Annotated in this window: 12 protein-coding genes; 10 read left to right on the forward strand and 2 right to left on the reverse strand. The window is 43.4% G+C overall.

Features of this window, described 5'->3' with window-relative positions; all coding sequences use genetic code 11:
* Window positions 1-111: 111 nt before the first annotated feature.
* Window positions 112-1,194 (reverse strand): 4-hydroxythreonine-4-phosphate dehydrogenase PdxA, encoded by a 1,083-nt coding sequence (gene pdxA / locus KZA12_RS06745; RefSeq protein WP_218689695.1) that lies wholly within the window; start codon window positions 1,192-1,194, stop codon window positions 112-114.
* 364 nt (window positions 1,195-1,558) lie between these two features.
* Between pdxA and dnaB the strand changes: the two genes are divergently transcribed.
* The 3 genes from dnaB to argF all read left to right on the forward strand — a co-directional run bounded on the left by dnaB (window position 1,559) and on the right by argF (window position 5,389).
* Window positions 1,559-2,959, forward strand: a complete 1,401-nt coding sequence (gene dnaB / locus KZA12_RS06750) for a replicative DNA helicase (protein WP_218689696.1) — start codon at window positions 1,559-1,561, stop codon at window positions 2,957-2,959.
* Window positions 2,960-3,151: 192 nt separating this feature from the next.
* Window positions 3,152-4,273, forward strand: coding sequence for an alanine racemase (gene alr, locus KZA12_RS06755; RefSeq protein ID WP_218689697.1), 1,122 nt, complete (start codon window positions 3,152-3,154; stop codon window positions 4,271-4,273).
* A gap of 192 nt (window positions 4,274-4,465) precedes the next feature.
* On the forward strand, window positions 4,466-5,389 hold the full coding sequence (gene argF / locus KZA12_RS06760; RefSeq protein WP_201622052.1) for an ornithine carbamoyltransferase: 924 nt from the start codon (window positions 4,466-4,468) through the stop codon (window positions 5,387-5,389).
* A gap of 230 nt (window positions 5,390-5,619) precedes the next feature.
* On the opposite strand, the gene rpiA is transcribed toward argF, so the two are convergent.
* The gene (rpiA, locus tag KZA12_RS06765) at window positions 5,620-6,279 is read right to left on the reverse strand and encodes a ribose-5-phosphate isomerase RpiA (RefSeq protein ID WP_218689698.1); all 660 of its coding nucleotides are present in this window, start codon (window positions 6,277-6,279) and stop codon (window positions 5,620-5,622) included.
* A 239-nt stretch (window positions 6,280-6,518) separates the two neighbouring features.
* Here rpiA and ilvA point away from each other — a divergent pair, with 239 nt between their 5' ends.
* The 7 genes from ilvA to KZA12_RS06800 all read left to right on the forward strand — a co-directional run bounded on the left by ilvA (window position 6,519) and on the right by KZA12_RS06800 (window position 13,103).
* On the forward strand, window positions 6,519-8,072 hold the full coding sequence (ilvA, locus tag KZA12_RS06770; RefSeq protein WP_218689699.1) for a threonine ammonia-lyase, biosynthetic: 1,554 nt from the start codon (window positions 6,519-6,521) through the stop codon (window positions 8,070-8,072).
* A 228-nt stretch (window positions 8,073-8,300) separates the two neighbouring features.
* On the forward strand, window positions 8,301-8,741 hold the full coding sequence (locus KZA12_RS06775) for an RNA-binding S4 domain-containing protein (protein ID WP_201622055.1): 441 nt from the start codon (window positions 8,301-8,303) through the stop codon (window positions 8,739-8,741).
* Between the two features lie 375 nt (window positions 8,742-9,116).
* On the forward strand, window positions 9,117-9,626 hold the full coding sequence (locus tag KZA12_RS06780) for a low molecular weight protein-tyrosine-phosphatase (RefSeq protein WP_218689700.1): 510 nt from the start codon (window positions 9,117-9,119) through the stop codon (window positions 9,624-9,626).
* A 272-nt stretch (window positions 9,627-9,898) separates the two neighbouring features.
* On the forward strand, window positions 9,899-11,014 hold the full coding sequence (gene murB / locus KZA12_RS06785) for a UDP-N-acetylmuramate dehydrogenase (RefSeq protein WP_218689701.1): 1,116 nt from the start codon (window positions 9,899-9,901) through the stop codon (window positions 11,012-11,014).
* Window positions 11,004-11,786: a YdcF family protein gene (locus KZA12_RS06790; protein WP_201622058.1), complete on the forward strand. Its 783-nt coding sequence runs from the start codon at window positions 11,004-11,006 to the stop codon at window positions 11,784-11,786. The genes murB and KZA12_RS06790 overlap by 11 nt, the downstream gene beginning before the upstream one ends.
* 102 nt (window positions 11,787-11,888) lie before the next feature.
* The gene (gene ccoS, locus KZA12_RS14860; protein ID WP_256932858.1) at window positions 11,889-12,155 is read left to right on the forward strand and encodes a cbb3-type cytochrome oxidase assembly protein CcoS; all 267 of its coding nucleotides are present in this window, start codon (window positions 11,889-11,891) and stop codon (window positions 12,153-12,155) included.
* A gap of 48 nt (window positions 12,156-12,203) precedes the next feature.
* Window positions 12,204-13,103, forward strand: a complete 900-nt coding sequence (locus tag KZA12_RS06800; RefSeq protein WP_218689702.1) for a sulfite exporter TauE/SafE family protein — start codon at window positions 12,204-12,206, stop codon at window positions 13,101-13,103.
* Window positions 13,104-13,226: the final 123 nt, after the last annotated feature.

A 13,226-nucleotide genomic window follows, 5' to 3' on the forward strand; every position in this document is an offset into this window, starting at 1 on the left:
ACTAACTTGCCTTCAAAAGCTTAGCAGTTATCGGTGTCAAATTATAACACAGCTCGAAAGCTGCCTGCATTGTAGCGAAACTATTGATTTATATATATCAAAAAATAACTATTAATGCAGCGCTAAGGCTTTATTTGCCATCTCATCAGCCATCACCAGCGCTTGATAAAGACTAGTAGAACTAGCACCGACACCACCAGCCAAATCAAGCGCAGTACCATGATCGACCGAAGTACGAATATAAGGCAGACCTAAAGTCAAATTGACGGTATCACCAAAGCCGTGCGACTTAAGTACAGGCAGTCCCTGATCATGGAACATGGCAATAACAGCATCACACTCAGCTAGATGTCTAGGCGTAAATAAAGTATCTGCCGGCATCGCCTGTGAGATATTAACCCCAGCAGCTATAAACTCTTGCAATACCGGATTGATAATTTCAATCTCTTCCATACCTAAATGTCCACCCTCGCCAGCATGTGGATTAAGGCCACAGACTAAAATACGTGGCGCTGCCAAACCAAATTTTGTGCGCATATCATCGAGAACGATTTGTACGGTTTGCCTGACATTTTGGCTAGTAATAGCAGCCGGTACATCTTTGAGCGCTAAATGGGTAGTCACTAAAGCGACTTTCATCGATTGATTGGCTAGCATCATAACGACTTTATCACAGCCACTTTGCTGCATAAAAAACTCAGTGTGACCGCTAAACATCGTACCGTCTAATAGCTTGATACCAGCATCGATCAAGGCTGATTTTTGCAACGGCCCTGTAACGATAGCCGCTACCGTATTGTTGATAGCCAGCTGATGCGCTATCTCTAACTGCCGTGCGACCATAATCGCATTATTAATATCAATTTGACCCGCAACAACTGGGGCACCGCAAGCGATGTCGAGTAAGATGAATGCACTATCAGTAGTCGGCTGCTGCGCTATCTGCGCTATCAGTTCCTCAGTATCTAATTTAGTGTTGCCTTCTGCCGCTACTGTCTGCCAAGACGGACAACGGCTTAGTACCCCAGCAGCTAGCAACTTGTCGGCACGGGCTTGCATAGCTTCCGCTTCGGCTGTTACCCAAATAGGTCGATCAAAATCTTGCAGCTTACCCTCTTCTGCTAATAACAGTACTACATCCATACCAATACCGGCAGGCTCGCCAGTGGTAATGAGTAACGGCAATTTTCTCATAAAAATAATCCTTATTTTTGCTATGTATAGTATTTTTTTAACTGGTTTTTATTCTTCTATATCATGATAGGCTTTAGAGTTTTGCCTTGAATAGCGAATCGCTGACCTATATAAACTTACTAACAGCAGGCTTTAAAATGGCATAATGTGTTAAGCTTTCGCTTTTGATTGTATCATCTATTAACAGCATACTAAGCGCTGTTTTGGTACAGCTATTATTGGTTTTTTAGAGTGACGTACTGCTTATTCTCTATAGTTCTAGCCGTACTTCAGCGCTAATAATGTTGCGAACGACTCTAAAAACCAACTATAAAAACTGAATTTAAAAACCGAGTCTAAAACTGACTCTAACAACTGGGCACTCATGGCAGACACTGATAAAACCGACGACTTACTCAATCAACAACCGCCACACAATATTGATATCGAAAAGGCGTTGTTAGCCTCACTGATGAGCATTGAAGAGGCTTATGACAAGATTGCAGATATCGTCACCAAAGACGACTTCTATGCTGGCCGCCATCAGCATATTTTTGCGGCAATTGCTCACTTAGCAGCGGTAAACGAGCCTTATGACACAGTGATGGTGCATGACTGGTTAGAAGCTCAAAAGCTACTCAAAAGTGCCGGTGGCGATAGCTATTTGGCCGATATATTGAGTCAAAGCCCAGCGACCCTATTTAACTTGACCGCCTATGCCCAGCGAGTTCGTGAGCTGTCCACTTTGCGCCAGCTGATAACCACTGGTAACGAGATGCTTAGCCTAGCGTACAATCCAAAAGATCAATCGGTTAGTGATATCTTAGATAGCGTTGAAGCCACTATCTTTAGTATTAACGAGCAACATAATAAACGCGCAGAACAGCGCGGACCAGTCGGTATAACCGCCGTATTGACCAACGTTATTGACAAGATTCAAGAGCTTAAGTCCAATCCTGATGGCATGATTGGCTTACAGACTCCTTTTACTGAGCTCAATAATAAGACTCAAGGCTTGCAGGCTGGTGACTTAGTGATTGTTGCTGCCCGCCCATCTATGGGTAAGACTACTTTTGCAATGAACTTAGCCGAAGGGGTATTATTTAACGAGAATCTACCCGTAGTAGTGTTCTCGATGGAGATGCCTGCCGAGTCTATCGTCATGCGTTTACTGTCCTCATGGGGTGCGATCAATCAGACTCATTTGCGTTCAGGACAGATGAACGAGGACGAATGGGCAAAGATGATGAACGCTATTCAACATCTACAATCCAAACACTTATACATCGATGACAGTACAGCGCTCCCTCCTTCGGAACTACGCTCACGCTGTCGCCGTATCGCCAAAAACCATGATGGCAAGTTAGGCGCCATCATTGTCGATTATTTACAATTAATGAAAGTCCCTAATCTAGACGGTAACCGTGTAGGAGAAATCTCGGAGATCTCACGGAGTCTTAAAGCCTTAGCACGTGAGCTTGAATGTCCGGTTATTGCCTTATCGCAGCTCAACCGTAGCCTCGAAAACCGTCCAAACAAACGCCCAATCATGTCAGATTTGCGTGAGTCTGGTGCTATTGAGCAGGATGCCGATTTGATTATGTTTATTTATCGCGATGAAGTCTATAACGAAAATACAGATCATAAAGGTGTCGCTGAAGTCATTATCGGTAAACAACGTAATGGTCCTATCGGTACTCTACGCTTAGCTTTTGAAGGTCAATACACACGCTTTACCAACCTTACTCCCGAGTACTATCAAGGGGTTGCTTTTGACGATGAATAATCATTAAAAGAAATAGTTTTGATCATAATTTATGGTCAAAACAAACAGCCATGATGATAGAGTTAGCTTTAGCGACACTCCATTTATAAACTCCATCTACCACCAGCAGTTGCTATCGAAAGTAAATCGCTGTCAACGAGAACAGCTTTGACTACCCGCTAGGTTAAAATACTGCAATACAAGAAGTCTACTATGCGTACTGCTACCGTAACGATCAAGCCTGATGCCCTAACCCACAACCTAAGGCAAGTGAGGAAACTAGCGCCAAAATCTAAAGTGTTAGCGATGGTAAAAGCTAATGCTTATGGTCATGGTATTGCGGTGGCACTGCCTGCATTACAGCAGGCAGACGGTATCGGCGTTGCTAGCTTTACTGAAGCATTAGAGGCTAGAGAGTTAGGCTGGCAAAAGACTATAGGCTTAATCGAAGGAGTGTTTAGCGCTGATGAATGGCAGCAGGCTATTGATAATGACTTTAGTTGCGTGATACATCATTTGCCTCAGCTTCAATGGGCACTAGAGAATGTGCCTGATGCCGATAGTCCTACGCGCACAGTATGGTTGAAATACAATACTGGGATGAACCGTTTAGGCTTCGCTGACGATACAATCGTTGAGATCGCAAAACAGTTGCACAGTGCAGGTTACCAGCTCATTTTGACTACTCACTTCGCCAATGCTGACAACAACGAGCATCCATTAAATGCTAAGCAAATACAGTGTTTTTCAGCAGTATTAGCAGGGTTAAAGCAGACCGTAAGCGCTGATATCAAAGCCTCATTATGTAACTCAGCTGGGATAATAAACTTCCCTGAGTATCACTATGATTGGGTACGTCCGGGCATCATGTTATATGGTAGCTCACCCGTAATTGATAAACGCGCTGATGAGCTTAGCTTGCAACCAGCTATGGATTTTAGCGCAAGAATTATGGCGATGCAAATTGTCAAAGCTGGCAGCGCTATTGGCTATGGTAGCCACTGGCTCGCCGAGCAGGATACTAAGACGGCGCTAGTCAGCATTGGCTACGGCGACGGCTATCCGCGCGTAGTGGCTGACTGTGCTGAGGTCTGCGTAATAGATGCCAGCAGCGGCAAAAGCTATCGCTGTGCTATACGAGGGCGAGTAGCTATGGATATGATCACTATCGATATCAGTGCTCTTCCTGAAAACATCGCTTTGGACAGTCGAGTGGTACTTTGGGGTGACGCTCCCCACGTCGATGAAGTAGCAGCATACGCTGGCACGATTGGCTACGAGCTACTATGTAGGCTTAGTTTACGTCCGGAACGACAAGTCTGTTCAAGCTTATAAATTGGATGTAAATTGGGCGTTTACATTAAAAGTAATTCCGCTATACTAAAAGTTTGTTATCGTTATAGTCCGGCTATATATTCTATGGCCACTTACCTGCAAAATGCTTAGGTTACAGGCTGACAGCTGCCGTAATTATTGACTACTGATAACCTTTTATTTCACTGACCGTGTTCGACTGCTAGGATTGCTATGAGCTTGCGCCATTTTTTGACCTTATCTGATTTGAGTAAACAAGAACTAGAAAATCTAATCATACGTGCCAGCGAACTGCGAAAAATGCAGCATGCTGGTGAGATTTATCAACCTTTCGTTGGTCGTACTCTAGGGATGATCTTTGAGAAATCCTCTACTCGTACTCGTATCTCATTTGAGACTGGTATGGGTCAATTCGGCGGTAGTGCGATATTTTTATCACCCAATGATACTCAGTTGGGCCGTGGTGAGCCGCTTGAGGACTCAGCTCGAGTCATCTCTAGTATGGTCGATATTATTATGATTCGTACCTTTGGCCATCAAAAAGTTGAAACCTTTGCTAAATACTCAAGTGTGCCCATTATCAATGCTTTGACCGATGAGTTTCATCCTTGCCAGTTGCTGGCTGACATGCAGACTTATTATGAGCATCGCGGTAGTATTGAGAACAAAATCGTCACTTGGGTTGGTGATGGCAATAATATGTGCGCCTCATTTATGCAAGCTGCCAATCAATTCGGTTTTGAGCTAAGAATAGCAGCGCCTTATGGTTTTGAACCTGATGCTGTGCTTATGAAACGCTTTTCACATTGCGTCAGCTTAGTCGAGAACGTACAAGATGCGGCAAAAGATTCCAATTTAATTGTGACGGATGTCTGGGCTAGTATGGGTCAAGAGTCAGAACAGAATACTCGCGCCCGTAGATTCGCCCCTTACCAAGTTACCCCGTCATTATTAGACAAAGCCGATCCTGAGGTGTTGTTTATGCATTGCTTGCCAGCCCATCGTGGCGAAGAGATTTCTCATGATATGCTCGATGACCCACGCTCAGTAGTTTGGGATGAGGCTGAAAACCGTCTACACGCCCAAAAAGCTTTGATGGAATTTTTATTAAAAGATAAGATTAAGTTGTCGGTATAAAGTGACCGACTAATACTGACAGCCTATAGATTAGTATTGGCACCCTATAAAAGTCCCAAGACAATATTTCAAGATAATGTTTCAAGACAATAATCTAGTCCAAAAATCCAGTACCATAAATAAAAAGGCAGACTATTGCTATAGTCTGCCTTTTTATGGTTTGAAAATTTTATATAAGACGTTTATTTTTATAAAATACTTAATGCCTTGTAGCCATAAAATACACAGCTTTAACGCGTTAAGACTTGTACCCCATTGCTACTGGCTTTTAATAAAACATCGGCTTGATTGGCCGCAAAGATACCGTTGCAGACTACTCCCACGATATTGTTTAGTTGCTGTTCAAGTGCGCTTGGATCACTGACATCTAAGTCATAAGTATCCAATATCACATTGCCATAATCGGTAACAAAGTCTTCACGATATACCGGTTCTGCACCCATCTGCACTAACTGCCTAGCGACATAAGAGCGTGCTTGTGGCAGTACTTCGATAGGGACTGGGAACTCGCGCCCTAGTATCTCAACGCTCTTACTGTCATCAACCATACAGATGAATTTTTTTGAGGCGGCGGCGACTATTTTTTCACGAGTCAATGCGCCACCTCCACCTTTAATCAATTGCAAATTGGCATTAACTTCATCGGCACCATCAATATAGACATCTAAAGTACCGGCAAAGTTTAAGTCAATAATATCAATACCAAGCGCACGCAGCTTGTCTTCGGTCACTTGCGAGCTGGCAACCGCACCGGCCAGCCTGATTGTAGGTAATAATTCAATCAGACAATTGACCGTACTACCTGTCCCTACACCCAATATCATATCTTCTTCGATGTATTGTAGTGCGGCTTTGGCAGCGGCTTGCTTTTGTGCGTGCTGATCACTCATGATAAGTCCTTGGCGGAATAGAAGGGGGATGAATGCTGTTGGCGAATTCTTGGCTATTATAACTGATAGCGATAAACGATGGCTACGCTTGATGTCAGCTCAATCTTCTAACGAACCCGCTATGATAAATAATTTTGTGCGCAAACCTTGCAACATGATAGGAATCAGCATAATCTAATCTATTTATTTTTTATACTAACTTATCGCCTGTTAATTCATCACTGAGATTAGGAACCACTATGCTGTCACATTGGGTACGAGCTATTTTACAAGCCACTGTTTATGATGTTGCCATCCAAACCCCACTTGAGGCTGCACCTAAGCTGACCCAGCGCTATAACAATGACATTCGCCTAAAGCGTGAAGACTTGCAGCCGGTTTTTTCCTTCAAATTACGGGGTGCTTATAACCGTATCAGTCAGTTGAGTGAACAACAAAAAGCGCGCGGCGTTATTTGTGCTTCAGCCGGCAACCATGCTCAAGGCGTCGCCTACTCTGCTCGCAAGCTTAATTTAAAAAATATTATTGTGATGCCAACCACTACTCCTGATATCAAAGTCGATGCCGTTAGAGCACTTGGCGGTAATGTCGACTTATATGGTGACAGCTTTGATGAAGCTAATCGCTATGCCATTGACCGTGCTGAGAGAGAGGGACTGACCTTTGTACCACCCTACGATGACGAGCTAGTGATCGCTGGACAAGGTACTATTGGCCTTGAGCTGACTCAACAATGGCGTAATATGGATTATGTCTTCGTAGCAGTAGGTGGTGGTGGTCTTATCTCAGGTATTGCCGCCTTTTTGGGCGAAGTAGCGCCACATGTCAAAGTTATTGCTGTAGAAGCTGAGCAATCCGCTTGTCTAAAAGCTGCTTTGGAAGCTGGTAGCCGAGTAAAACTCGAACAAGTCGGCTTATTCGTCGATGGAGTAGCAGTCGCTCAAATCGGTGAACTGCCTTTTGATGTTGTGCGTATGCAAAAGAGCGATAACTCAGGGCCAGTAGTAGAGCCTGAAGTGATTACTTGTACTAATGATGAAGTCTGCGCGGCTATCAAAGATGTATTTGAAGAAAACCGCAGTATCGTCGAGCCAGCTGGTGCATTATCTGTTGCTGGCATGAAGAAATATATCAAAGCTCATTACCTACAACATAAAAACTGCGTAGGCATTATCTGCGGCGCTAATATGAATTTCGATCGCTTGCGCTATATCGCTGAGCGTACTGAAATCGGTGAGAAAAAAGAAGCTATCTTTGCGGTCACTATTCCCGAAAAAACAGGGGCATTTTTAGATTTCTGCCGTAGCTTGCATGGTCGTAACATCACTGAATTCAATTACCGTGCTGATAATAGACAGTCACCAGACTCAATGGACCCTGCAGCAATCTTCGTCGGCATCGCTTTAAAAGAAGGCGAAAAAGAGCAGCAAATTATCAGAGCGCAATTTTTGGAAGATGGTTATAGCGCTCATGACTTAACCGATGATGATATCGCTAAATCTCATATTCGCCATCTGATTGGTGGCCATGCTCATGTAGAGAATGAGCAACTATTAAAGATTTCTTTTCCTGAGCGTCCGGGAGCTTTGCTTAGCTTTTTAGAAAAGCTGGGCAACGATTTTAATATTACTTTATTCCATTATCGCAATCATGGCGCTGCCGAAGGTCGGGTGTTAGTAGGCTTGCAAGCTTCAGAGAGTAACTCACGCCAGCTACAAGACGCCCTTCTCGATATCGGCTACGACTGCACTTTGCTTAACGATAACATCGGCTATCAACTATTCTTAAAATAGTCTTTGAAAATAGCTATTTATCTAAATATCTGAAGTGTTAATAAGTCTAGTGGATATATTTTTTATAAATTCTCTAGGCTTATTTTTGAGTTATCAATGCTAAGAGCTTAGATTAGTAATAATTCATCATTATTTTTAATAAAATGGATTTTTGAAAAGCGGTCCCTCTTTTAATTGCTAAATAAAACACCATTATGAATATAGTCTATTGATATCAATGAGGTTTTGATGAAAAAACATAATAAAAATCATGATCAGCCTAGTCATAGTCAACCTAATGAAGTACGCATGCGTATCGATAAGTGGCTATGGGCAGCGCGTTTTTATCGTACTCGTAACCTTGCTAAAGAAGCTATTGAAAGCGGGCGCGTACATTATGCAGGCAGCCGAGTCAAAACCAGTAAAGAGATTGCTGTTGGTGATGAGCTCCAGATTCGTCAAGGCTCTGCGACAGCTATGACTGAAAAGACGATAATCGTCGAAGCCTTAACCTTGCAACGTGGCAATGCAACTGCGGCGCAAGTGTTATATTCAGAAACCGAAGAGAGTGAAGAGCGCCGTGCCTATTATGCTGAACAGCGTAAGCTTGCTAACCTTGCTCGTCCTGACAATAAGCCCAACAAAAAGCAACGTCGTGATTTGCAGCGCTTCAGAAATGATCAAGACTAGCTTAATATCTGTTATTGACACTTTGTGTAGTTAATCCATTAGATTTTTAATAGGTTATCTATTAGCACCACCTGTTTTAGTAGACGTCATTTTTTAAGCAATAGCTTTTTTAATTAACAATACTAACGGTCTGAGTAGTTCAGGGCAGTCATCATTGAATACTATTGACTATTAAAGCGGTAACTTTGCACTCTCAACAAGCGCTATAAGTGACGCAATTGATTGCTAGCTACCCTTGCCATTGTTAGTATTAACCGTTACGCTAGGCATTCAATTTTAGGTAGGCAAACCACCTTGTAGATCTCGATTGTTTGCCGCCTATTTTTTATATGATTAGGGCTGGTTAAACATGCCTAAGTTTCAATAGGTTACTCTATGCTGATTAAAGCTTCTGCCCCCTCTTCTGTACTATTGGTTTGTTTAGGGAACATTTGCCGCTCACCTACCGCCGAAGAGATATTTCGTCAGCAGACGGCGATTGCTGGGCTGGATATGAAAGTTGATTCTGCTGGCACAGGCGATTGGCATATAGGTCACTCACCTGACATACGTGCGCAGCGTCATGCTAAGTCTAATGGCTATAACATTAGCAAGCTAGTGGCACGTCAAGTGACTAATGAGGACTTCACTAACTTCGATCTTATCTTAGCTATGGATACGCAAAACTTAACAGATTTGCAGCTAATAAAAGATAGCATTGAAGCCAGTAATAGCGCATTAAAAAAGCCACTAGCACGCCTCGCTTTATTTAGTGAAGAAGACCCTATTTATAGTGGCGATGATGTTCCAGACCCCTATCAAGGTGATGCCGATGCCTTTGAAGAGGTTATCAGACGTATTGAGTCGAGTTCTCAAGCTTGGATTGAGAGTTGGAAAACCAGTTAAATCCAATCCTGTTCAGCACTGATGCATTGATCATTAATAAGTAAGCGCTTATTGAAGTAAGTGCTTATAACCATAAATATCTGTTGTCACTGCATTTAACACTCGAGTGCTATAGTTGTTCTATCAGCGCTCTATTTTTTGCGGCATATATGCGCTATAACAGGCTGGAAAACTTACCACGATAGCCCATCTTTATAAATGGCGCTATTTTACTTTAGATCGTCTGTATAATACTCGACGTTAGCGTTTTTACTTATCGAACAGGTCGCCTTATGATCACTGCTTTGTGCTCTGACTCTACTGCTCAAAACATCAGCACCGATGCTGACTTGTCACAGCTCAATACTATGGCATTAGCTTGTGTGGCTGATACTGCGGTGCTTCTCCACACTGAAACTCAACTCGACCAGTTTATGGCCAGCTATACTGTAAATAACCAAGCAGCGCAATCGCTATTCGTGTTGTCTGGTGGCAGCAACGTACTGTTGCCTGATCGACTCAATGCTATTGTATTACGGCCTTTAATGACTGGCATTACTGTACGGCACAGCAACGCAGAATATGTCGATATCGAAGTAATGGCTGGTGAGAACTGGCATGACTTAGTCGTTTATACTGTCGATAAAGGCTGGTATGGACTGGAGAATTTGGCCTTAATACCAGGCTTAACTGGGGCGGCCCCAGTACAGAATATTGGCGCTTATGGCGTACAGTTAGAAGACTGCATGCTGTCTGTACGCGCGTATCATCTACCCACTCAAACTTGGCATGATTTGTCAGCAGCTGACTGCCAGTTTGGCTATCGCGACAGCATATTTAAACGCGCCCCCAACACTTGGCTTATCAGTCGGGTAAACTTTCGACTGCATACTGATGCGACTAAGGTTTCTGCTAGCTATGGCGATGTAAAAACTGTCGCACAAGATTATGCTCAGCAGCAAGGACGACTGCATCCTTCGCCACTAGATGTGATGAAGGCTATCATCGATATTCGTCAGTTAAAGCTTCCAGATCCTAAACAACTCCCCAATTGTGGCAGCTTTTTTCAAAATCCAGTCATTGGGCAAGCCCAATTTACTGAGCTAAAAGCTAGCTATCCTACTATCGTTGGCTACTCATTACCTGATGACAAAGTGAAAGTAGCTGCCGGTTGGTTGATCGAGCAAGCAGGGCTAAAAGGTGGCGGTATCGAGCCTATCCTTACTCATCAGAAGCAAGCCTTAGTACTAACCAATCACCGCCCCTATCTGGCTACTCAGACTGAGGTAGCTCAAGCTCAGGCTTATATCGCCGACTCTATCTATCAAAAATTTGCTATAACTTTAGCGCGTGAGCCTGTCTGGGTTGAGGCTGATGGGTCAATTGGATCTAGCGATCATGAGGTCTAAATCCCTTTGGTCGCTGCGTTTATGGCGCTATTATCTGCGTTCAGCTGAGCGTACTATCAAGATATTTCGTATTATTAATATCACCTTTGTGCTCGGCTCTACTATTATCATTATTGTCCTAATCAGCTTATTTACTCCTTTGTTCTCAAGAGCCGTGGTTTATCTATTGCAGCATTTACCACTGCCTACTATGAAGGGAGCCGCGATGAGCTCACCTCCGACTGCCTATGTAATACTTGGTGGCGGCCTGACCAACGATGCCGATAACGACATTATATTGAATCGTTATAGTCTTAATCGGGTACGTACATTAGCTAGCGCTTATCATGACTTGCCTCTGCCTGTAGTGCTTAGCGGTGCTGAATCACCTTGGATGGGACAGTGGCTTATAGAGCATGGTATTGATGGTTTAATCAGTGAAAATGCTAGTATGAATACTTGCGAAAATGCTCGCTTTACCGCCAAACGCATCCCGCTAAATCATATTTATCTGATCACCGATAGCTATCATATGGCACGTGCACGACGTCAGTTTGCGCTCAATAATATAAATAGTACGCCGATCAATGCGCCCCTACCTTTGCCTCGTGATTGGATGCAACCGGCACAGAACTTAAGTCATTCAAGACGTGCTGTCTATGAAATTGCCGCTTATTTACGTGACTTATTACGTCCACAGTCTAACTGCCGTAGCGCTGAAGAAGTCAGTATTCAGCAGCTACTAACCCCTAGAGGCAAGGCTACCAAACCTCTGTCTGAAACTCTACTCTAGGCAAGAGACTTCTTTTACTTAGCTCATTTCATCAATCAGCAGATAATAGGCGTATAATACAGATTATCACTTATAGCTGAATGGCTATCCAAAAGGACTATTATGCTCAGTATATTCTTGTTAATACCTTTGAGCTTGATGCTATTTGTAGTGGCTATTTGGGCAGTGCGCTATGCGGTCAAATCCAATCAGTTCGAGGATTTAGACAATGCCTCGCAGCGTATTATCCTAGATGATCGTCAAGAGCGTCGCCAGACTATGCAAATGCATACAGCAACTACTGATAAAGATGTTGACTCTAATACTCAACAACCCACATTGCAACACAACGATATTCAGCCAAAAAAAGCTGATAATGATAACGATTAGCTGCAATATTACTCCTACCACCCTAGTTTATGATAAGAGATATGCCCTATGACTACTGCTTTACTGATCGCGGCATTATTTATGGGGTTTTTTGGTTCGCCCCATTGTTTAGGTATGTGCGGCGGACTAGTCGCTGCTTTTAGTTTGTCCATGAAAGAGGTCAGCCCTGCCAAGCGCCGAGCTTTGATTGCCACTTATCATATTGGTCGTCTGCTCAGTTATGCCTCTTTAGGATTGATTGCTGGTCTTTTAGGTACTGCCGTATTACAGCCGTTAATGGTAGGTAATAATATTCCCCGTATTCTACTAGGGTTAGTCTTAGTTTTCGTTGGCATGACTATGCTTGGCTTGCCCTTCTTGACTAAGCTTGAACGCTTTGGCATGCGCTTTTGGCAGGCCCTAGCCCCCCTACGCAAAAAGGTCTTCCCTCTGACTACTTTCCCACGAGCTTTGACTGCTGGTCTATTGTGGGGGTTCTTACCTTGTGGTTTAGTATATGGCGCTCTACTCATCGCGGTTGTCGGTCATGACCCGTTGACTGGGGCGGTATTGATGTTTGTCTTTGGTTTAGGCACCGTCCCTATGTTGGTGGCTACTCATAAAACCGTAGGCTGGATGCGCAACCAAATTGGTCGTTTGCGTTTGCGTCAGTTGAATGGTGCTATCATGGTAATATCAGGATTGGCAGTCGTCGTGATACCTTTGGCTATGACTACTATGCATGGAGGCCATGATATGTCTTCTATGTCTGACTCACAAATGGCAGATATGCCTATGCATGATGGTATGGATATGCATGAGGGCATGGATGCGACTATGGATCATAGTAACCATAATATGCCAGCCACTGCTGATGCTAAGCAAGATATGGACCCGAATATGGATCACAGCATGCACGATATGCCTGATGACAGTATGACTCACGACCATATGAATAATGAAAAATAAACCCTTTAACTTCTATTGCTGCTCTCATAAACAATAGCTGCAAAAAGCAATATCTCGCAAAACCACAAATTTAAAAAATAATTTTAAAAAAAGCCGTCAACGTCATCAGCAACGTTGAGGGCT

The organism is Psychrobacter sp. BF1 (assembly GCF_019279065.1).
GTDB classification, from domain to species: Bacteria; Pseudomonadota; Gammaproteobacteria; order Pseudomonadales; family Moraxellaceae; genus Psychrobacter; species Psychrobacter urativorans.